This window comes from Microbacterium sp. NPDC089320 (genome assembly GCF_040684875.1).
Lineage (GTDB): Bacteria > Actinomycetota > Actinomycetes > Actinomycetales > Microbacteriaceae > Microbacterium.
Genome location: NZ_JBFBGY010000004.1, coordinates 345,696 through 365,591, shown reverse-complemented (window position 1 = coordinate 365,591; position 19,896 = coordinate 345,696). Strand labels below are relative to the sequence as shown.

General features: G+C 69.2%; 19 protein-coding genes. 5 read left to right on the top strand and 14 right to left on the bottom strand.

The features are described 5' to 3' along the window. Nucleotide 1: 1 nt before the first annotated feature. The 12 genes from AB0N61_RS13610 to AB0N61_RS13555 form a co-directional block, all read right to left on the bottom strand. A complete protein-coding gene (locus tag AB0N61_RS13610; protein ID WP_363364834.1) occupies nucleotides 2-913 on the bottom strand; it encodes a dihydrodipicolinate synthase family protein in 912 nt (303 codons plus the stop codon). Next, a complete protein-coding gene (locus tag AB0N61_RS13605) occupies nucleotides 907-1,734 on the bottom strand; it encodes an SDR family oxidoreductase (RefSeq protein WP_167948255.1) in 828 nt (275 codons plus the stop codon). Before AB0N61_RS13605 ends, AB0N61_RS13610 begins: the two co-directional genes overlap by 7 nt. Nucleotides 1,735-1,750: 16 nt before the next feature. After that, on the bottom strand, nucleotides 1,751-2,836 hold the full coding sequence (locus tag AB0N61_RS13600; protein WP_167948254.1) for a mandelate racemase/muconate lactonizing enzyme family protein: 1,086 nt from the start codon (nucleotides 2,834-2,836) through the stop codon (nucleotides 1,751-1,753). Between the two features lie 40 nt (nucleotides 2,837-2,876). Further along, nucleotides 2,877-3,734: a carbohydrate ABC transporter permease gene (locus AB0N61_RS13595; RefSeq protein ID WP_363364832.1), complete on the bottom strand. Its 858-nt coding sequence runs from the start codon at nucleotides 3,732-3,734 to the stop codon at nucleotides 2,877-2,879. Beyond that, nucleotides 3,734-4,687: a sugar ABC transporter permease gene (locus tag AB0N61_RS13590; RefSeq protein ID WP_363364830.1), complete on the bottom strand. Its 954-nt coding sequence runs from the start codon at nucleotides 4,685-4,687 to the stop codon at nucleotides 3,734-3,736. The genes AB0N61_RS13595 and AB0N61_RS13590 overlap by 1 nt, the downstream gene beginning before the upstream one ends. 8 nt (nucleotides 4,688-4,695) lie before the next feature. Further along, nucleotides 4,696-5,949 carry a sugar ABC transporter substrate-binding protein gene (locus AB0N61_RS13585; protein WP_363364828.1) on the bottom strand — a complete coding sequence of 418 codons (1,254 nt, stop codon included), beginning with the start codon at nucleotides 5,947-5,949 and terminating at the stop codon, nucleotides 4,696-4,698. Between the two features lie 106 nt (nucleotides 5,950-6,055). After that, nucleotides 6,056-6,772 carry an FCD domain-containing protein gene (locus tag AB0N61_RS13580; protein WP_363364826.1) on the bottom strand — a complete coding sequence of 239 codons (717 nt, stop codon included), beginning with the start codon at nucleotides 6,770-6,772 and terminating at the stop codon, nucleotides 6,056-6,058. A 124-nt stretch (nucleotides 6,773-6,896) separates the two neighbouring features. Further along, on the bottom strand, nucleotides 6,897-8,594 hold the full coding sequence (locus tag AB0N61_RS13575; protein WP_363364825.1) for a long-chain-fatty-acid--CoA ligase: 1,698 nt from the start codon (nucleotides 8,592-8,594) through the stop codon (nucleotides 6,897-6,899). An 88-nt stretch (nucleotides 8,595-8,682) separates the two neighbouring features. Further along, complete coding sequence (locus tag AB0N61_RS13570; protein ID WP_363364823.1) at nucleotides 8,683-9,552, bottom strand: dihydrodipicolinate synthase family protein; 870 nt, start codon at nucleotides 9,550-9,552, stop codon at nucleotides 8,683-8,685. Further along, entirely contained in the window at nucleotides 9,549-11,204 is a 1,656-nt protein-coding gene (locus AB0N61_RS13565; RefSeq protein ID WP_363364822.1) for a tripartite tricarboxylate transporter permease, read from the bottom strand. Before AB0N61_RS13565 ends, AB0N61_RS13570 begins: the two co-directional genes overlap by 4 nt. After that, complete coding sequence (locus tag AB0N61_RS13560; protein WP_363364820.1) at nucleotides 11,201-11,737, bottom strand: tripartite tricarboxylate transporter TctB family protein; 537 nt, start codon at nucleotides 11,735-11,737, stop codon at nucleotides 11,201-11,203. Before AB0N61_RS13560 ends, AB0N61_RS13565 begins: the two co-directional genes overlap by 4 nt. An 80-nt stretch (nucleotides 11,738-11,817) precedes the next feature. After that, the gene (locus AB0N61_RS13555; RefSeq protein WP_363364819.1) at nucleotides 11,818-12,786 is read right to left on the bottom strand and encodes a tripartite tricarboxylate transporter substrate binding protein; all 969 of its coding nucleotides are present in this window, start codon (nucleotides 12,784-12,786) and stop codon (nucleotides 11,818-11,820) included. 160 nt (nucleotides 12,787-12,946) lie between these two features. On the opposite strand from AB0N61_RS13555, the gene AB0N61_RS13550 reads away from it, so the two are divergent. From AB0N61_RS13550 to AB0N61_RS13535, 4 genes are read left to right on the top strand one after another with little or no spacing between them, the layout of a single operon-like run. Further along, nucleotides 12,947-14,107 carry a GAF domain-containing SpoIIE family protein phosphatase gene (locus tag AB0N61_RS13550; protein ID WP_363364817.1) on the top strand — a complete coding sequence of 387 codons (1,161 nt, stop codon included), beginning with the start codon at nucleotides 12,947-12,949 and terminating at the stop codon, nucleotides 14,105-14,107. Then, nucleotides 14,104-16,065 (top strand): glycosyltransferase, encoded by a 1,962-nt coding sequence (locus AB0N61_RS13545; RefSeq protein WP_363364815.1) that lies wholly within the window; start codon nucleotides 14,104-14,106, stop codon nucleotides 16,063-16,065. The genes AB0N61_RS13550 and AB0N61_RS13545 overlap by 4 nt, the downstream gene beginning before the upstream one ends. Continuing rightward, on the top strand, nucleotides 16,049-16,381 hold the full coding sequence (locus tag AB0N61_RS13540) for an STAS domain-containing protein (protein WP_363364813.1): 333 nt from the start codon (nucleotides 16,049-16,051) through the stop codon (nucleotides 16,379-16,381). The genes AB0N61_RS13545 and AB0N61_RS13540 overlap by 17 nt, the downstream gene beginning before the upstream one ends. Then, nucleotides 16,371-16,805, top strand: a complete 435-nt coding sequence (locus AB0N61_RS13535; protein ID WP_167948241.1) for an ATP-binding protein — start codon at nucleotides 16,371-16,373, stop codon at nucleotides 16,803-16,805. Before AB0N61_RS13540 ends, AB0N61_RS13535 begins: the two co-directional genes overlap by 11 nt. Nucleotides 16,806-16,836: 31 nt before the next feature. Here the strand turns inward: AB0N61_RS13535 and AB0N61_RS13530 are convergent, their stop codons facing one another. Beyond that, on the bottom strand, nucleotides 16,837-17,502 hold the full coding sequence (locus tag AB0N61_RS13530; RefSeq protein WP_167948240.1) for a GntR family transcriptional regulator: 666 nt from the start codon (nucleotides 17,500-17,502) through the stop codon (nucleotides 16,837-16,839). 130 nt (nucleotides 17,503-17,632) lie between these two features. Between AB0N61_RS13530 and AB0N61_RS13525 the strand changes: the two genes are divergently transcribed. Continuing rightward, nucleotides 17,633-18,277, top strand: coding sequence for a Pr6Pr family membrane protein (locus AB0N61_RS13525; protein WP_363364811.1), 645 nt, complete (start codon nucleotides 17,633-17,635; stop codon nucleotides 18,275-18,277). A 59-nt stretch (nucleotides 18,278-18,336) separates the two neighbouring features. Here the strand turns inward: AB0N61_RS13525 and AB0N61_RS13520 are convergent, their stop codons facing one another. Continuing rightward, on the bottom strand, nucleotides 18,337-19,734 hold the full coding sequence (locus AB0N61_RS13520) for an FAD-dependent oxidoreductase (RefSeq protein ID WP_363364809.1): 1,398 nt from the start codon (nucleotides 19,732-19,734) through the stop codon (nucleotides 18,337-18,339). Nucleotides 19,735-19,896 lie beyond the last annotated feature (162 nt).

Genomic DNA, 19,896 nt, shown 5'->3' with positions numbered 1-19,896 from the left:
CTCACACCTCTGCGAGGAAGCCGTCGAGCTCCTCGCCCAGGGCGTCCAACCGCGCGCGATCGGCCGGAGACAGCGGACGGAAGGGGCGTCGGCAGTCGCCCAGCGATCCCGCTCCCCCGGCGCTGCGCCCGGAGAGGTACTTCGCGGCGGGGAAGACGTCGACCGCGACCAGCTCGGAGATCACCCGGTTGATGCGGCTCTGCACACGCTGCGCTCCCGGGAGGTCTCCCTGCTCCAGCAGTCGACGTGCCTGCAGGAACAGCTCGATCTGCAGTCCGACCGTCGTGCCGATCGTGCCGCGCGCCCCGGCGGCGAGCGCCGGGACGAAGACCTCGTCGAACCCATTGATGTACGCCTTGTCGGGGAAGGCGTCCTTCATCCGCTCCAGCGCGTACATGTTGTGCGCGGTCTGCTTGAGCCCGATGACACGGGGGTCGCCGAGAAGGGCCCCTGCCGACTCGAGGGTGAACTCCGTGCCCGTGAACTGCGGGATGTTGTAGACGATGAGCGGGAGGTCGACGGCGTCGAGCACCGCGCGGTAGTGGTCGACGACGGCGTGCGCTCCATAGGAGTAGTAGATCGGCGGGATCATCGACAGCGCCGAGGCCCCCGCGCGCTCGGCACGCTGCGCGAGCGAGATGGCGTCGCGGGTCGACAGCGCGCCGACGTGCGCGACCACGGGTATGCGGTCCGCCGCCGCCTCGACCGCGGTCTCGACCACCTGAGTGCGCTCGTCGTCGGTCAGCAGCAGCCCCTCGCCGGAGGACCCGCAGCAGTAGATCCCCTCGACGCCGCGCCGCACATAGTCCTCGACGAGCGCGGCGAGCAGGTCGGTGCGCAGCGCTCCGTCCGGATCGGCGGGGGACGCGATCGCCGCCATGAGCACGCCGAGGTCGGCCGCCGTCGTCACCATGCGGTCCATCCCCCGTCGATCACGAGGTTGGATCCGGTCATGTAGCTCGACGCGTCCGAGATCAGGAACACCGCTGCCCCCGAGAAGTCGGTCGCATCGGCCATCCGCCCGATCGGGATGCGATCGGTGTAGTTCTTCTGGAACGTCGCGTCCTGGGTGTCGCGTCCCACGCCCGACGGCGTGAGGGTGTTCACGCGGATGCCCTGGCGCCCCCAGTACGTGGCGCAGTAGCGGGTCAGGTTGTAGAGGCCGGACTTCGCCGCCGAATAGGCCACCGGCTTCACGAACGGGACCCCGGTCTGCTCCTCCTTGTAGGCGTAGATGTCCTGCACCGGGGAGACCATCCCGTAGATCGAGCCGACGTTCACGATCGATCCCGGTCGACCGGCCGCGCGCATGCGCGCTCCGGCTGCCTGCGTCACCACGAAGGTGCCGACGAGGTTCACGTCGACGACCTCGCGGAAGACCTCGACCGGGAAGTCCTCGAACGGACCGGAGACCTCGGGTGGAGCGCTCGGCTGGGTGTCGAGACCCGCATTGTTGATCACGGCATCCGGCGCGGCACCCCACGTCTGCTCGATGAGGTCGAGCCCGCGGTTGACGCTCTCGGACGAGACGATGTCGAGAGCGACGGCCAGGAGTCGATCGCTGTCGGCGATCTCGGGGAAGACCCCGCGCAGCCGTTCGCGGTCGGCGCTGCGAGAGCCGACCGCGACGCGGGCGCCGCGGTCGTGGAGCTCCCGGACGAAGGCCGCGCCAATCTGGCCCAGCCCTCCGGTCACGAGGACGATGCGGTCGGAGACGTCGAAGATGTCAGTCATCGGGGTTCCGTTCCGCTCACTGCACCGCGAGGCGGGCGAGGTTCTCACGGTCGTACTCGAGACCGTTGCCCGGGGAGTCGTTCGGGACGAAGAATCCGTTCTGCGGCAGCTGCGGCCGGATGACGCCGAGATCCGACAGGGTGCCGCCGTCCGTCATCTCGCCGAACAGCGCGTTCGGCACGGCGCAGAGCACGTTCGCCGTCAGCTCCATCACGAAGTGCGGCGTCATGGGGGCGCTGAACCCGCGACCGAGGGCGGCGATGTCCATGTACGGCGTGATGCCGCCGACGCGGCCCACATCGGCCTGGATGAAGTCGCAGGCGTCGGCGACGAGGTACTGCGTGAACTGCTGCAGCGTGTAGACGTTCTCGCCCAGACCGATCGGGATCGGGGAGCGCGCGCGCAGCCGCGCGTGCGACTCGACGTCGTCGACGCGCAGCGGCTCCTCGACCCAGTAGAGGTTCAGATCGCGGAAGCGCGTGACGGCGCGCACGGCCTCGCCGTAGGTCCAGCCCTGGTTGGCGTCGACCATCAGGGGGTACTCCCCCACCGCCTCGCGGATCTTGGTGAGACGGTAGACGTCCTCCTCGAGGTCCGGCTTGCCGACCTTGACCTTGCCGGCCGCGTAGCCGTCGGCCTTCCAGGATTTGACCTGCTCGACGACCTCCTCAGCCGACAGGTTGAGGTTGATCCCGCTGCCGTAGAGTGCGACACGGTCGCGCACCTTGCCGAGCAGACGAGCGAGCGGCTGCTGGTGGTGCTTGCCCAGCAGATCCCAGAGCGCGATGTCGATCGCCGCGATCGCGAGCGTGGTGGTGCCCCCGGGGCCGTTGTCGCGCAGGTACTGCCACGAGTGATGCCAGACCGCGCGCGGGTTCACGTCCTTGCCGATCAGCGTCGGGATCAGCTCGCGCAGGGCGGCCATCATCATCTGCCCGCCGACACCGGAGGTGTGGCTGAAGCCGGTGCCGACGAGGCCGGTGTCGGTGGTGATGTCGGCGAGGAGGATCTCGATGTGGGTGACCTTGTGGATCTGGTCGCCCCACGGCCCCTTCGGCAGGGGGATGCGGGAGAGCTGGAGGTCGATGGATTCGATTTTCATGGATGGTCCTTCCGAGAGGCGGGGAGAGGGGAAACGGACGTCAGCCCTTGACGGCGCCGGCCGCGAGGCCGGCGACGAGGCGCTTCTGCACGAGCAGGAAGCCGACGACCACGGGGAGCACCGAGAGCACGCCGCCCGCGGTGAGCAGGTCCCAGCGGATCTGGTACTCGCCGATGAACAGGTGCAGACCCACGGGGAGGGTCCTCGTGGCGGTCTGCGATGTGAAGGTCAGCGCGTAGAGGAACTCGTTCCAGGTGAGGATGAACGCGTAGGTGCCGGCCGCGACCATCCCCGGCCGCAGGAGCGGCAGGAGGAGGATGCGGATGATCTGCAGCGACGAGGCTCCGTCGATCTGCCCCGCCTCCTCGATCTCGCGGGGGATGGAGTCGGCGAACCCCTTGAGCAGCCAGGTCGCGAACGGGGTCGCGAACGCCGCGTGCACGAGCGCGAGTCCCACCGTGGTGTCCATCAGACCCATGCCGCGCAGCTGACCCTGGAGCGAGATCACGAGGAGCACCGCCGGGAACATCTGCGCGAGCAGCAGACCGATCATCACGGCGCCGCGCCCTCGGAAATCGAAGCGCGACATCGCGATGGCGGCCCCGGTCGAGACGATCAGGGTGATCGGCACGGCGATCGCCGCGACGGCGAAGCTGTTGCGGAGGTAGGTGAGGAACGGCGTCGTCGTCACGAGCTCCTCGTACGACGCGATCGTGAACTCCGACGGGATCAGGTTGGCGCCGGCGCCCGCGAGCTCGTCTCGCGGGGTGAGCGAGGTGAGCAGCATGACGATGTACGGGCCGAGCACGAGCCCCAGCACCCCAAGGAGCGCGATGGCGAATCCGGTCTTGCCGACAGTGCGGCCGACCCGGATGCGCGGAGATGTCGAGATGGTCATCAGCGGTTCGATCCCTTCCGGGAGAGGCGCACGTACAGCGCGATGAAGATCACGAGGAACAGCGCCTGGATCACGGCGTACGCGGCACCCGATCCGAAGTCGCTCGCCTTGTAGGTGGTCAGGTACGACTCGAGCGCCAGCGTGGTCGATGACGTGCCGGGTCCGCCGCCGGTGAGGATGAAGATCAGGTCGACGTAGTTCGAGGTCCAGATCAGTCGCAGCAGCGTCGTGATGAGGATGGTCGGCAGGATCGCGGGGAGCACGACGTGTCGGAAGACGGACACCGGTCCGCATCCGTCGATCTGCGCGGACTCCTTGAGCTCGCCCGAGACGCTCTGCAGGGCCGCGAGGATCATGATCGCGAAGAGCGGGATGCCCTGCCACACGTCGATCATCACGAGGGTCGGCAGCGCAGTGCTGTTCTGCGACAGGAACTCGATGGGCCGATCGATGACCCCCGCGTTGAGGAGCCACTGGTTCAGCACTCCGTTGTTGGGGTCGAGGACCCACTTCCACATGAGCGCGACGAGCACACTCGGGGTCGCCCACGGGATCATGATGAGTCCGCGATACACCCCGCGCATCGGGAAGCGGTTGTTGAGCATCAGGGCGAGACTGAGGCCGCCCAGCAGCTGCAGGGACACCGCTCCGAACGTCCAGATGGCGGTGCGTCCGAGAGTGGGCAGGAACTCGGCCGCGCCGATCACACGGGCGAAGTTCTCGAAACCGACGAACTGCGTCATCCCGGTGAAGACGCTCACGTCGTTGAGTGAGAACCAGATGGAGCGCACGAGCGGGTAGCCGGCGAACACGGCGACGAGCACGATGGCCGGCGTGAGGAGCAGCAGCGGGGCGAGCGAGCCGCGGCGGGCCCGACGACGCGGCCGCGCCACCGGCCGGCGCGGTGCCGGCCGGCCGGTGACGACGGCCTCGGTGAGAGTGGAGCTGGTCATGTCGGGTCTCAGCGGAGGACGTCGGCCATCTTGGTCAGCACGTCCTGGCTGCTGGCCTCGCCCTGGAAGCCCTGCTGGATCAGCGGGTTCCACTCCTTCGCCGCGAGCTCGGCCACTCCCTCGAGCGCCGGCCAGGTCTTCGCCGTCCTGATCGCATCGACCGCGACCGCGAGCTGCGGGTCGCTCGTGTAGGCATCGGTGTCGATCACGGACTCCAGCACGGGGAGCTGACCCTGGGGCGACGCCGACATCTTCTCGATCTGCGCCTCCTCGCTGAGCCAGGAGATCCAAGCCCAGGCGGCATCCTTCTTGTCCGAGCCCTCCATAATGACGTTGCCGCTCATACTGCCGAGAGTCGCTCCGGGCTCACCGTCGCCCGTCGGGATCGGGACCACGCCGAGGTCGTCGCCGAACACGCCCTGGAGCTCCTTCAGTGAGCCGGGGTGATGGATCATCATCCCGGTGAGACCCTCGACGAAGTTCGTCTTGACGTCCGCGAACGCGGCGGTGATGGACCCCGGAGGGGCCGCCTGCAGATCGGTGACGATGCTCAGGTAGTCCTCGTTGACGGCGACGGCCTCGGCATCGTCGAGCACGATCTCTCCCTCGTCGTCGACGACCGATGCGCCGCCCGCGTACATCCAGGCCAGCCACTGATCCTGTCCGCCCGCGCCACCGCGCACGTCGATGCCGTAGCGGCCGTCGCCCGTGAGCGCCGCGGCGGCGTCGAGCAGATCCTGCTGCGATGCCGGCGGTTCGAGACCCAGCTCCTCGAAGTAGTCGACGCGGTAGTAGAGGTACAGGGTCGTGTACTGGTGCGGCAGCATGTAGACCTCGTCCGACCCCGGGAGCCGCCCGGTATCCCAGAGCGAGTCCACGACGTCGTCGGAGCCCTCCCAGCCGTCGACGTAGGACGTGAGGTCGGCGATGGCGCCCTGCGGGGCGAACTGTCCGAGCCACCAGTCCTTGCTGCGCGCGGCATCCGGTCCCGTGCCGTTCATCGCCGACGAGACGAGCTGGTTCTGGTACTGGTCGAGCGGGATGGTCTCGAGGACGACCTCGACGTCGTCCTGCGAGCTGTTGAACTCCTCCGCGAGGTCGGTCCACGTGCCGTCCGTGGCGTCGTCCTGCCACAGCCAGTAGGTGATCTCGACGGGTCCGTCGCCGTCGGCGCCGGGCGAGGTCCCCCCGGCGCAGCCTGCGGTGAGGGCGGCCACTCCGAGGAGGGTCACGGCGGGGAGGATCCTTCGGGTGTTTCTCATGATTCGTACTCCTTCGTCGATCGGTGAGTGTGCGGTGTCGGGTGGGAAGCGCCGGTGAAATCGATTTCACGCCACGCCGCGAAACACCCCTCGTGAGGGTGCGGGATTAGACGGCGAGTTCTGTGGAGGCGCCGAAAGCGATGTCGGGGTATCGGTTGCGCACGCCGTAGAAATGGGCGTCGAGCTCGTGCACGGCCCGACGGGTGTCGCCGGCCTCGATGGCGTCGATGATGCGGCCGTGCATCGCCGCGATCACCGGGTCCTCCTCGACGCTGTCGTCGTCCTGCGCCGCGGCGAAGACCACCCAGAAGGACTCGAGGAATCGGTCGACGAAGGCGTTGTCCAGGGGGGCGAGGAGACCACGGTGGAACTGCTGGTCCTGTTCGGCGAAGCTCTCGCCGCGGAGGGCGCGCTCCACCATCTCCTCTGAGAGCACCCTCAGACGAGCCAGATCGTCAGCGGAGATGCGTGGGATCACCATGGGCAGCAGCGAGGTCTCGAGGGCATGTCGCACTTCCAGCAGCTCGCGTGTCGCGGCGGCCGGGTCGTCGACGAAACCGATCCACCGGGTCGCGAGGTCGGAGGCCTGGAAACCACGCCACACCCGACGCGCCCCCTGGCGCGACACCACGACCCCGAAGGCCTCCAGCACGCTGAGCGCCTCGCGCACACGCTGGCGCCCTGCGCCGAGGTCGCGCCCGAGCTCCGCCTCGGTGGGGAGTGCGTCGCCGACCTCGAGCCCGGACCGCTGGAGGTGCTGGGCGAGGCGGCGGTAGAGCACGTCAGACAACTCCGGCGCTTCGGCGGTGATCTTGTCGGACATCTCTTCGTCGCTCCTTCGCGATTCGGCGCTGATTGCGCCGAATATCACCGTACTACCGCGCCGCGATTGTCGTCAAGTGTCGACCACGAGACAGCAATGTGGCCAATATTGTCTGACAAGACGCCTACTCGGCGATCAGCTGATCCCGCACCTGGCGCCGCAGTACCTTGCCGATCAGCGAGCGCGGGAGCTCGTCCACGATGCGGATGCGCCGGGGCACCTTGTAGGGGGTGAGCCGCGTGCGGCAGAAGTCCCGCAGTGCTGCCTCGTCGAGCACCGCACCCTCGCGGAGCACGACCGCGGCCGCCACCTCCTCGCCCCCGCTCGCCCGCGGGAGCCCGACGACGGCCGCGCCGAGCACATCGGGGTGCGCCATCAGGGCGTCCTCGACCTCACTGGGCGACACGTTGAACCCGCCCGTGATGATGAGCTCCTTGAGGCGATCGACGATCGTGACGAAGCCATCGGCGGACACCTCGGCGATGTCGCCGGTTCGCAGCCATCCGTCCGCGAGCAGCGCGTCTGCCGTGTCGCTGGGGCGTCGCCAATACCCCCGGAAGACCTGCGGCCCCCGGATCAGCAGCTCGCCGCGTTCGCCGACCGGACGGTCGACGTCGGTGTCCTCGGGGTCGACCACGCGGATCTCGGTGCTCGGGAAGGGCACGCCGACGGTTCCGGGGCGGCGGCTGCGTCCGATCGGGTTGCCCAGCGCGACCGGAGAGCTCTCGGTCATGCCGTATCCCTCGACGAGCAGACCGCCGGTCGCCTCCTCCCACCGCTGCACCGTCGCGACCGGCAGGCTCATCGCTCCGGAGATCGCGAAGCGCACGGTCGAGAGGTCGATCGTGCCGCGGGAGGCCGCCCGCGCGAGCTGGTCGTAGATCGGCGGCACGGCGGGCAGGAACGTGGGCGGGCTCGTGCGCGCGGCCGTGGTCACGAGGCCGAGGTCGAAGGTCGGGAACAGCACCAGCTTCGCGCCGATGCTCATCGCGAAGGTCAGGCACAGTGTCATGCCGTAGGCGTGGAACAGCGGCAGCACGCCGTAGAACGTCTCCTCGCCGTCGACGAGACCGGGCACCCATGCGCGCCCCTGCATCGCGTTCGCGCGAAGGTTCGCATGCGTCAGCACGGCTCCCTTCGGGGTGCCGGTGGTTCCGCTCGTGTACTGCAGCAGCGCGATGTCGTCGAGCGTCGGGCCGGCGACCCTGTGCGAGAGCGGGCGATGGTCGACGAGCTTCTTCCAGGGCACTGCTCGCCGCGTGCGGGGAGTGGCCGTCAGCTTCGCACGCGCAGCGCGCGCCTTCGGGATCGGCAGCCGCAGCAGCATCCGCTGGCCGGCCGGCATCGCCTCGGTCAGGTCGACGCTCACGATGTGCTCGACCCGCAGGTCGGAGGGGAAGTCGGCGATCGTGTCGACCGTCTTGTTCCACACGATTGCGACCTTCGCCCCGTGGTCCTCGAACTGGTGGCGCAGCTCCCTCGCCGTGTAGAGCGGGTTGTGCTCGACGACGATCGCCCCGAGGCGGAGCGCCGCGTAGAACGCCACGACGTGCTGAGGGCAGTTCGGCAGCACGAGCGCGACCCGATCGCCCTTGTCTACACCCAGTCGTCGCAGCCCCTCTGCCGCTCGCGCGATCTGGTCGCCGAGCTCACGGTACGTGGTCTCGGCGCCGAAGAACTCGAGCGCCGGACGACGGCCGAAGGTCCGAACGCTCTGTGCCAGCATCTCGGGCAGCGTCTGCGTGGGGCGATCGATCTCGTCAGGCACGCCCTCGGCGTACGAGTCGAGCCAGGGACGGGATGCGTACGGAGAAGCGGACATGGATCCATCCTGCCCGGGTCGCCTGTGACCGTCACGGGGGTTGCGCGACGATCGCGTCCGACCCCGGTGACTCGGCCGCGCCGCGCCGCTACCGGTGTGCCGCCACGACCCGCGCGACGGCCTCGCGCTCGGCGGCCGTGGGCTCGGCGATCGCCATGCGGCAGTGGGTGTCGACCACGTCGAGCACGCGGTAGGCCTCCTTCATGCGAGCCATGTCGCCCCCGATGAGCGACACGACGTCGTCGACCGACGCCTGCGCTGCGGCGATCGCCTCGGCGTCTCCCGAACGGCCGGCATCGGCCAGCGCCCGAAACGGCTTGGGAGTGACCGACGAGACGCCCGACACGACGCCCTGCGCACCCGACTCGACAGCCGCGATCAGGTCGCGATCGGCGCCGGTGTAGAGGTCGAAATCGGCAGGGACCGCGGCACGATACGCGGCGATCTCGTCGAGCGACAGCTCGCTCACCTTCGCGCCCACGATGTTCGGCAGCGCTGCCAGGCGCGACAGCAGCTCGACCGAGACCGGGTTGCCGCTGCGCGCGGGGTAGATGTAGACGTAGAGCCTGCCGTCGCCGATCGCCCGCGACAGCGCCTCGTAGTACTCGAAGATCGACTGATCGGTGGCCTTGAGGTAGTAGGGCGTGAGGGCCGCGAACTCGGAGGCGCCCAGGCCCTTCGCGATCTCGACCAGGCGCAGCGCCTCGAATGTGCTCGGCTGACCGACATGCACGACGACACGCATGCGGTCCTTCAGCTCGGCCAGCGCGGCCTCCACGATCGCTGCGAACTCGCCGGCGTCGACCGCGGGGAATTCTCCCGTGGTGCCGAGGATGAACGCGCCCTCGTTGCCGGATTCTGCGACGAAGCGGAAGATCGCCCGCGATCCCTCGAGGTCGAGTGCGCCGTCGCTGTGGAACGCGGTCGGCACGGCGGTGAGGATGTCGTAGCGGGTCACTTCTCGTTCTCCTTGGAGTTCTTGCGGGTCCTGCGCGAGCGGTTCGTCGCGGCAGGGACGTTGCGCACGGTCGACGTGAGCAGGTCGGGATCGGCGGCGAGCTCGCCGTGCGCCCTCTCGATCTGCTCCCGACTCTCGGCATCGAGGATCGAGTCCTCCAGTGATCCACGCTCGGCACGGGGTGTGCGAGCGGCGCGGATGGCCGGCATCACGATCGACAGCACTGCGAGTGCGAGCAGCACGATCGCGATCGGGCTGACGACCTCGAAGAACGGACGCGTCGGCAGGATCGCGAGCGTGCGCGCCAGGTTCTCCTCGGCGAGCGGACCGAGCAGCAGACCGAGCACGATGGGGCCCGCAGGCACCTGCATCCGCTTGAGCAGCACGCCGATCACGCCGAAGACGAGCATCGTGACCACGGTCGACAGGCTGTTCGAGGTGGCGTAGGTGCCGATGATGCAGAAGATCAGGATGCCGCTCCACAGGTACGGCTGCGGCACGTCGAGCAGTTTCACCATGCCCTTCATGCGCACGAGGCTGAGTCCCAGCGAGAGCAGGGTCGCGACGAGCATGATGCCCACGATCGAGACGACGAGGTCGGGGCGGTTGGTGAACAGCGTCGGCCCCGGGGTGATGCCCCAGATGATCATCGAGCCGATCATCACGGCCATGACCGAGTCACCGGGGATGCCGAGCGCCATCGTGGTCGTGAGCGAACCGCCGAGCGTCGCGCTGGATGCGGTGTCGGAGGCCGCGACGCCCTCGATCGATCCCTTGCCAAACATCTCGGGGCGTTTGGATGCCTTGCGGGCGCGTTCCCATCCGATGAGGCCGGCGATGTCGCCGCCGGCTGCCGGGATGAGACCCACTCCGAGCCCGACGGCACCGCCGACCGCGGTCGCGCGTCCGCTCTGTCTCAGTTCCGAGCGGTTCGGCCACCAGCGACCGAGGCTCGAGATGGGGCGCACGTGCGACTTCCGGTACGTGAGCAACTGATCGAAGAGCTCGGCGATGCCGAAGAGTCCGATGATCACCGCGATGAAGTTGACGCCCTCCACGAGCTCGAGCACGCCGAAGGTGAACCGCTGGTCCGCCGTGGCGGCATACGTTCCGACCGTTCCGAGCATGAGGCCGAAGAGACCGGCGAGGATGCCCTTGAGCATCGACTTCGACGAGATGCCGATCATGATCGAGATGCCGAAGACGACGAGCGCGAAGAGCTCGGGCGACTTGAAGTAGTCGCGGGCGAAGCTCGCGATCGGCACCGCGGCGACGGCGAAGAGCACGAGCGAGGCGAGGATGCCGACGGCCGAGACGATCGCCGAGATCGTGAGCGCGAGACCGGCCCTCCCCTGCTTCGCCATCGGATAGCCGTCGAGCGTGGTGGCGATCGACGCGGGAGTGCCGGGGGTGTTGATGAGGATCGACGGCACCCGGTCGCCGAAGTTCGCGGCGACGTAGATCGTCAGCAGCACCGCCAGACCCTGCACGGGCTCGAGGGTGAGCGTGAATCCTGCGGCGAGCGCGACCGCCATGGTCGCGGTGATGCCGGGGAAGGCGCCGACCATGAATCCGAGCAGCAGGCCGACGAGCATGTAGAGCAGGATCGAGATGTCGAGGAGCGAGCTCAGCCCCTCCATGAGCGCGTTCACAGCGGGATCCTCAGGAGCATGCCGAACACCACGTAGACGAACGCGGTGACGGAGACGGAGTAGATGATCAGGCTCAGCCACCGGCGGTGGCCGTAGAGGAGCATGAGAGCGGCCATCAGCACGGCGGCCGCGATCGGGAAGACCTCGATGCGATAGCCGAAGAGGATGACAGAGCCGAGCGACCAGACCGCGATGAAGACGCCGGCGATGGCGAGGGTGGCGATCACGCGCACCGTTCCACCCGGCTGGATGCGCTCGAGATCCTCACGGCCGGGAGCAGGACGGGTGATCGCGATCGCCAGGATCGCGAGTGAGATGACGACCGCTGTGACCGCGATGACCATGGGCCAGAAGCGCGCGTCGATCTGCCCCGGGAGCGCCTCCCGGCGGAGCGGAATCTGGGTGGCCAGGAAGAGGTAGCCGGCGCTGAACGCCAGGGCGACGACTCCGAAGACGATCTCGAGCGGCCTGGACGCGGGAGCGCCCTGGTGCGCGTCCTGGTCGACCGCCGGTGTGACATCGGCGTGGGACATGGTTCTCCTTCCCTGGGTGTGACGTGCGTCGGGGATGGCGCGGGGCCGACGGTGAGGTCGGCCCCGCGCTCCCGGGCCGGTCAGCCCAGGAGATCCTTGAACAGGTCGAACTGCTCGTCGACGAACGTCGTCCACTCGGCCGAGTCGCGGTAGACCACGAGGTTGCCCGCGTCCTTCTGGAACTGCTGGTAGGTGTCGGACTCGACGGCCTCCTTGACGGCCGCCTCGAGCTCGCCCTTCACGTCGTCCGGCAGACCCTTCGGGGCGTAGATGCCGCCCCAGCCGCCGAAGACCACGTCTTCGCCGATCGCCTCGTCGGTCGTCGGGACGTCCTCGGCGTCGGGGTGACGCTCGTCGTTCATGACGGCGAGGATGCGCACGGCTTCGCCCTGGGCCAGGGCCTCGCCCAGGCCCGACACGGCGGCGACGGTCTCACCGGATGCCGCGGCGGCGACGGCCGTGGCTCCACCGTCGTAGGGGACCGGCGTGAACGTCGCTCCGGTGGCTTCGCCGAGGCCGATGGTCGCTGCCTCCCAGATGGAGCCTGCGCCCGAGTTGGCGACGGTCACGGCGCCGGCCTCGGCCTGGGCGACCAGGTCTTCCAGCGTCTCGATGCCGCTGTTCGCTCCGACGGTGACGACGCCGGGGGCGAGCATGATCTGCCCCAGCAGGTCGAAGTCCTCGGGCAGCACGTTCGCGCTCTGCGTGGTGTTGAGCATCGCGATCTCGACCGGGGCGAACCCGATCACGTAGCCGTCGGGATCCTGCGAGCCGACGTACTCCATCGCGAGGGCACCCGCGGCGCCCGGCATGTTCTCGGGGATCACGCTGACGCCGAGGATTCCCTCGAGCTCGGTGGCGAGTGCGCGCGACGACAGGTCGGAACCGCCGCCCGGGTTGGCCTGGATGATCAGGCGGATGTCGTTCTCCGGGAAAGTCGACGCAGCATCCTCACCCTCTTCGACCTTCGTGCAGGCCGACAGGACGAGAGCGGTGGCGGCGACCGCCGCGACAGCGGCGGCGGCCCGGGTGATGCGCTTGCGGGGCATCTTTGCTCCTCTACGTGGGTCGACCTTGTTGTCGACATGCCGACCGTATCAGTGTTGACTGTTAACAGTCAACACTGTGCACCCGAGCGGTCCGTTTCCCTCACTGTCGCCACCAGCCTCTCAGATGACAGGATGAGAGGAGCTACGAGGGAGGCGGAGCATGTTCGACGAGCTCAGGAGGCAGCAGGCGCTGGAGGAACTCGGGATCCTGGACACCCCACGGGATGAACGGATCGATCGAGTCGCGAGGCTGGCGCGGCAGATGTTCGGTGTGCCGATGGTGAGCGTCTCGCTCCTCGACGGCGATCGCCAGTGGCGCAAATCGCAGATCGGGCTCGGCGGCCAGGAGGCGCCGCGACAGGATTCGTTCTGCGACTACACGGTGGGCCAGGACCGCACGGTCGTCATCGAGGATGCGAGCGCGACCGAGACCTTCGCGACGAACCCGTTCGTCACCGGCGACCCGCACCTCCGGTTCTACGCCGGACACCCGCTCCACGCGCCCGGCGGAGAACCGGTCGGCACCCTGTGCGTCCTCGACACCGAGCCTCATTCGTTCTCGGAGGCCGAGCGCGGCTTGCTGCGCGACCTCGCCTTCTGGGTGCAGAGCGAGATCGCCGCCGACGCCGAGCTGGATCAGGCCACCCTGATCCAGAGCGCGCTGCGCCCGCATGCGATCCCCACCGTCCCCGGATACTCCATCGCGGGCGGCGGTGTCTCTCGCGGCCGCCTGGCGGGAGACTTCTTCGACCTGCGCCTGCACGGCGAGGCGCTGCGCATCACCCTGGCCGACGCGATGGGCAAGGGAACCGGTCCCGCGATCGTCGCGGCGGGGGTGCGCGCCTCGCTGCGGACCGCCCCCGAGCGCAGCATCGCCGAGGCGATCGCCGACGCCGACCGCATCCTCGAGGAGGACCTCTCCGAGACGACGATGTTCGTCACCGCGGTCCACGCCGAGCTGCACCCCGAGAGCGGCGACCTCGAGGTCATCGACGCCGGACACAGCCTGGCGTTCATCCTCCGTCTCGACGGCTCGTGGGAGCATCTCCGCTCCACAGGCCTCCCGCTCGGGATGGGTGCGGCCCTGCCCCAACAGGACGCGCGGGAGTCCCGCCACACCCGACTGAATCCCGGCGACGCCTTCGTCTGCTGCAGCGACGGACTGCTCGACGTGCTCGATGCGGATGACCCGTTCGCCCACGTGGCCCGAGTGCTCGACACGCTCGGCCCGGACGGGGCGATCGACGAGGCGCTGCGGCTCATCTCCGATGACCGGGCGACCGATGACATCACCGTCGTCGTGGTGAGGCGCGACGCATGACCGCCCGCTTCGCCGCGATCCGCATCATCGCCGTGCTGTCCGTGCTCCTGGGAGTGAACTACGTCGCGTGGCGCTGGCTCGAATCGGTGAACTGGTCGGCCTGGTGGATCGCCGTGCCTCTGGTGATCGCCGAGACCTACAGCCTGATCGACACCTTCCTCTTCTGCCTCACGATGTGGCGGGCCAGGGAGCGCCCGGCCCCGGTGTCACCGCCGCAGGGCACCGTCGACGTCTTCATCGCGACATACAACGAGCCGGTCGAGCTCGTGATGACGACCGCGCGGGCCGCACGCGGGATCGCCTACCCCCACACCACCTGGATCCTCGACGACGGAGCACGTCCGGAGCTCGAGAGAGCCGCCCGCGAGGCCGACATCGGCTACCTCACCCGTTCGGACGACTGGACCGGCAAGCCCCGGCATGCGAAGGCCGGCAACCTCAACAGCGCGCTGTTCGAGACGGACGGGGAGTTCCTCCTCATCCTCGATGCCGACCAGATCCCCGATCCGCTGATCCTGCACCGCACGCTCGGGTACTTCGCCGACGACCCCGAGGTCGCGGTGGTGCAGACGCCCCAGTGGTTCGTGAACGTCGACGAGGCCGATCCGCTCGGCAGCCAGGCGCCGCTGTTCTACGGTCCGATCCAACAGGGCAAGGACGGCTGGAACGCCGCGTTCTTCTGCGGATCCAACGCCGTGCTCCGTCGCGATGCACTGATGCAGCTGGGCATCATCGGCTACGTGCGCGAGGTGACCGACACCGCCGCCCGCGCGCTGCGCACCTCCGAGAAGCTGGTCGAGAAGGAGATGCGCGCGGCATCCGACCCCGAGCTGCGTCGCGAGCTGTACTCGCTGCACCTGTCGATCGGCCGCGCTCGGCGCGATCTCGCCGCCGGCGCCCCCGTTCGCGAGGTCGCGGATTCCGTGTCGGCGGCCGTTCGCAACGCCTCGGTGATCCTCGTCGCGAAGGATCTCGCCGGCATCCGTTCGGATCTCGCGGAGCTGGGGGCCCTGCCGATCGCCCACGACGCGCAGCTCGATGCGATCGTCGTCGATGAGGCGGGTCTCACCGCCCTCGCCGAATCCGACCTCTCGCCCATCACGGCGCTCGACGCCGTCGCGGCCCTGCTCGACGCCCTGCGACTCGACCGCGGTGACGAGGCGCAGCCGATCCTCCCCCTCGCCACGATCTCGGTGACCGAGGACATGGCCACGGCGATGCAGCTGCACTCGCTGGGCTGGCGCAGTGTGTATCACCACGAGATCCTGGCCCAGGGGCTCGCCCCGGAGGATCTGCGCACCATGCTGACGCAGCGGCTGCGCTGGGCCCAGGGCACCCTGCAGGTCATGCTGCGAGACAACCCGCTCGTCAAACGGGGTCTGTCGATCGGACAGCGGATGATGTACTTCGCCACGATGTGGAGCTATCTGTCGGGGTTCGCCGCCATCGTCTACCTCACGGCGCCCGTCGTCTACCTGGTCTTCGGCGTCCTGCCCGTGACCGCGTGGTCGGTGGACTTCTTCGTGCGGTTCCTGCCGTACTTCCTCGTCAACCAGCTGCTGTTCCTCGTCGTCGCCAAAGGCCTCAGAACCTGGCGCGGGCAGCAGTACTCGCTCGCGCTGTTCCCGGTCTGGATCCGCGCGTGCTGGACCGCGTTCGCCAACGTCGTCTTCGGCCGCCCGCTCTCGTTCGCGGTGACTCGCAAGGACGGACGCGACCCGCGCGGCGTGCCGTGGCGGGAGATCTGGCCGCAGCTGACCGCGATGGTCGTGCTCAGCATCGCGCTCGTGATCGGTGTGACGCGAGTCATCATCGGAACGGGCGACGGCACGGGCACCCTCGTCAACACCGTGTGGGTGCTGTACGACCTCGTCGTGCTCAGCGTCATCATCCAAGCCGCCCGCTACCGCGGACCGGCCCACACCCTCGAGGAGGAGAACCATGGATCTCAGCACTGACATCAGGGACGGCTTCGCCGTGATCGCCCTGTCCGGCCGGCTCACGGCCACCGGCGCCCCCCTGCTGCGCAAGGCGGTGAACGAGCTCGTGACCGGCGGCGATCCCCGGATCGTCATCGACATGGCCCAGCTGCAGTTCGTCGACTCATCGGGCCTCGGAGCTCTCGTCGGCGGGCTGAAGAGCGCCAGGGTCGCCGGCGGCGATCTGCGCATCGCGGCCGTGCCCGAGGCGGTGCGGACGGTGCTGCACCTGACCAACCTGGATCGCGTCCTGCTCGATCACCCCACGCCGGAGACGGCGTTCGATGGCCGCTGACGCGCGCACCGCGCATGTCGCGGGCCTCGCCGGACCCGCCTTCGTCGAGCTCGTCCTCGACGCCCTGGACACACTGTGGGAGACCTCGCCGCACGTCTCTCCCGAGGATCGCACGCTCTTCGCCCTGGCCGTCAGCGAGGTGTCGACCAACATCGCCACGCACGCCGACGCACCGGGTGAGCCGGATGTCGGCATCACCGTCGAGGTCGACATCGAGGTGGGCGCCGACGATCTCGTCGCAACGTTCGTCGACACGGCCGATCCGGCACGGATCGACTGGGATGCCGTGACGATGCCCGACGTCGACAGCGAGAGCGGACGGGGCCTGGCCCTGTCGAACGCCGTGCTCGACGACTTCGAGCACAGCGGCGACGCGAGCGGCAACACCTGGGTGCTGCGACGTCGCCTCTCGCCTCCCGCCTGAGACCGCGCGACGATCGGCGGGCCTCCCCAGGTCAGGCCGGCCGGTCGGCCAGCTCGCTGAGCATCCGATCGCGCGCGCCGTCGAGGTGTGCGGTGAGCACCGCCGCCGCGTCCTCCGGGCTGCCGGAGCGCATCACGTCCATGAGCTTCCGGTGGTCGTCGGACGACTCGTGCAGGTCGTCGTCGTGGTTGATGGTCACTTCCAGGAGCGATGCGAAGGTCGGGAGGTACTGACTCCACGCCCCCTGCAGGCGCGGGTGGTCGGCGAGGACGTAGATCTCGGAGTGGAACTCGAGGTCGGCGGCGACGAAATCCGCGTGGTCTCCTCTGTCGGCCGCCTGGCTCATGCGGTCGACCGCCGCCGCCATCGCCCCCCAGCGCACGTCATCGTCCACCCTCATGGCACGCGACAGCGCGAGCTGCTCGAGGGCGCCGCGCAGACTGTAGAGCTGATCGACGTCGTCCTGCGAGAGTCCGGTGATGTACACGCCGCGCGGCCGCTGCACCTCGACGAGCTTCTCGAAGCTGAGCTGGGTGAGCGCGTCGCGGATCGGCCCCCTGCTCACCGAGAACTCCTCGGCCAGCGCCTCCTCGGTGATGCGCGCTCCGGGCGAGAGCTCTCCGCGGACGATGCGCTGACGCAGGACCTGCGCCACCTGGGCGCCGAGGGACTCTCCACGCTTGACGGTCTGTGTCACGGTGACCTCCTGTTAACTGTTGACAGGATACACACCACCTCGCTCTCGGCCGCCTTCCGTAGACTCGCCGGATGGGAGACGCGCGGTCGGGAAGGCGATGCGCGCAGCCGGAAAGGGGCACGGGGCGAGAGTGAGGGCACGATCGGCGTTCGGCGTGCTGCGCTTGGCCACGGCCGCAGTGTGCACGGTCGCGCTCGTGCACCGACTCTTCTGGGGACTCAGCTCGCGCACGATCGCGGGCGAGAACTTCTTCGCCTACCTCACGGTGCAGTCCAACTGCGCGCTCGTGGTCGTACTGCTGATCGGCGCGGTGCTCGCCGTCATCCGGGCGACCGATCCGCGCTGGTTCACCGTCGCTCTGGCACTCGTGCTCACGTGGACGATCACGGCGGGGCTCGCCTTCGCGCTGATCGTCTGGCAGGCGGGCCTCCGCGGCATCCGCGTCGACGTGCCGTGGTCGGACCAGGTGCTGCACTTCTACCTGCCGGCGTGCACAGCGCTCGCCTGGGTGCTCACGCCGGGGCATCGCGGGGTGCCGTGGTGGGTGGTGCCGACCGCGCTCGCCTTCCCTCTCGCGTGGGGCGGCGTGACCCTCTGGCGCGGGCCGTCGGTCGGCTGGTATCCGTACTACTTCCTCGACCCGCGGCAGGTGTCGGGCCCACCGGAGTTCCTGATCACGAGTGGCATCGCGCTCGCGATCTTCGCGCTGGTCGCCACCGTGATCGTGCTCGTCAGCAGGATGCGGCGGCGAGGCCACGAGCGGCCCGAGGTCTGAGAGGAGCGGCGGCGCGAACGGCGGATGCCGGTCAGGCAGGCGCCGTCAGGCAGGCGCCGTCAGGCAGGCGCCGTCAGGAACGGCGCGAGCGACGCGATGGCCGCCTCCAGCGCCTTCTGATCGTCGAGCTCCGCGAAGTCTGCCGCGGCCTCTCCCCCGACGAGGCCCACGACGACGTTCTCGCCGGTCATGGGAGCGAGGTCGATCCAGGTGCGGATCGACGCGTCGCCGCCGACGACGTGCCAGATCGTCGGCTCGGCGGCGGCATCGGTCTCGCCCTCCGCCGGCGGGGTCGCCACGGTGAGCGGATCGTCGAAGCGCAGCCACACCGTCTCGATGCAGCCCATGCCGAGTTCGGCGATGGCACCCCGGTGACTGAAGGGCAGCGCAGGAGAGAACTGCAGGCCCTCGCTCTTGAGCACGCCGAGCGGCACCGTGATCAGCACGCGGTCGAACGACAGCGATTCGCCCGAGGCGATGCCGAGGCTGACTCCCGCCTCGTCGTAGGCGACGCGGCTGACCGGCGACGAGAGGCTCAGCTTGGCGCCCTCGAGAAGTCCGTCGACGACCGGAGTCAGGTCGCCGAGCGGCGCCTGCATCTCGTCGACCGGCAGCCGGGGAGGGAACCACGTCGACGCCTCGGATGCGTCGGCGCCCGCTGAGGCTGCGATCGAGGCGAGCAACGCCGCGAGCCCCGGCTCCTCGACGTCGGCACCCGCGGCCGTGAGCGCGTCTTCGAGAGAGGAGTCGACCGGGCCCTGCTGGGCGGTTGCGATCGCCGCCTGCACCGGCTCGATCGGCACCGACTCGACATCGCCGTCGGTCGACCGCCACAGCGAACCGGCGACCGGAACCGTGCGGACATCGAGGGAGTTGAGGGCGTCGAGCAGGACATCGTCGGAGGAGCCGAGCAGCCATCCGCCGAGCTGGGCGGGGAACGGCCATTGCTCGTCGTCGACCACGGAGTGGACGCGTCCGCCGACCCGGTCGCGGGCCTCGAACACCGTGACCTCGAGCCCCTCGGCGACGAGACGGGATGCCGCGGCCGCACCGGCGAGACCGGCGCCGACGATCGCCACACGCTCACCGCCGTCGGCCGCGCGCAGGAGCTGGTCGGCGGCCCGATCGCCGGATCGGAGGGCGGCGGCGATCGTTCCCGGCGCATCGACGTCGGTCGCCTCCCCGGAGATGAAGAGGCGGTCGTCGATCGGCTCAGCCAGCGCCTCCCGGGCGCTGGCCTGCGTGCCCACCGGAGTGAAGCTCGCCGCACCCAGCGCGAACGGATCGGTCGTCCAGGAGCTGCGGGCGAACGCCGCGGGAGTGATCGATCCGGCGGTCGGCGTCGGGGTCGGCGAGCGATCGGGCGTGGGCGACGGCGCCGGCTCGGGCGTGCAGGAGGCCAGCAGGACTCCCAGGACACCGGCTCCGGCGCCGATCAGCAGTGTGCGACGCGTCATCCTCATCGTGTCGCAACGATACCGCGCGCGGATGGACGACGAGTGCGCCGACCCCTCCTGCACCGGGGTGGATGCCGTTCGGCTTGACCTCAAGCCAGCAGCATCGCGCTCAGTCGGTCCGCGACCGGCGACACAACACTGCCATTCTGGCCCCGGGAGCCG

Coding starts and splice junctions, on each gene's coding strand:
- AB0N61_RS13610 (WP_363364834.1), bottom strand. CDS start 913: ATGGTGACGACGGCGGCCGACCTCGGCGTGCTCATGGCGGCGATCGCG.
- AB0N61_RS13605 (WP_167948255.1), bottom strand. CDS start 1,734: ATGACTGACATCTTCGACGTCTCCGACCGCATCGTCCTCGTGACCGGA.
- AB0N61_RS13600 (WP_167948254.1), bottom strand. CDS start 2,836: ATGAAAATCGAATCCATCGACCTCCAGCTCTCCCGCATCCCCCTGCCG.
- AB0N61_RS13595 (WP_363364832.1), bottom strand. CDS start 3,734: ATGACCATCTCGACATCTCCGCGCATCCGGGTCGGCCGCACTGTCGGC.
- AB0N61_RS13590 (WP_363364830.1), bottom strand. CDS start 4,687: ATGACCAGCTCCACTCTCACCGAGGCCGTCGTCACCGGCCGGCCGGCA.
- AB0N61_RS13585 (WP_363364828.1), bottom strand. CDS start 5,949: ATGAGAAACACCCGAAGGATCCTCCCCGCCGTGACCCTCCTCGGAGTG.
- AB0N61_RS13580 (WP_363364826.1), bottom strand. CDS start 6,772: ATGTCCGACAAGATCACCGCCGAAGCGCCGGAGTTGTCTGACGTGCTC.
- AB0N61_RS13575 (WP_363364825.1), bottom strand. CDS start 8,594: ATGTCCGCTTCTCCGTACGCATCCCGTCCCTGGCTCGACTCGTACGCC.
- AB0N61_RS13560 (WP_363364820.1), bottom strand. CDS start 11,737: ATGTCCCACGCCGATGTCACACCGGCGGTCGACCAGGACGCGCACCAG.
- AB0N61_RS13555 (WP_363364819.1), bottom strand. CDS start 12,786: ATGCCCCGCAAGCGCATCACCCGGGCCGCCGCCGCTGTCGCGGCGGTC.
- AB0N61_RS13550 (WP_363364817.1), top strand. CDS start 12,947: ATGTTCGACGAGCTCAGGAGGCAGCAGGCGCTGGAGGAACTCGGGATC.
- AB0N61_RS13545 (WP_363364815.1), top strand. CDS start 14,104: ATGACCGCCCGCTTCGCCGCGATCCGCATCATCGCCGTGCTGTCCGTG.
- AB0N61_RS13540 (WP_363364813.1), top strand. CDS start 16,049: ATGGATCTCAGCACTGACATCAGGGACGGCTTCGCCGTGATCGCCCTG.
- AB0N61_RS13535 (WP_167948241.1), top strand. CDS start 16,371: ATGGCCGCTGACGCGCGCACCGCGCATGTCGCGGGCCTCGCCGGACCC.
- AB0N61_RS13520 (WP_363364809.1), bottom strand. CDS start 19,734: ATGACGCGTCGCACACTGCTGATCGGCGCCGGAGCCGGTGTCCTGGGA.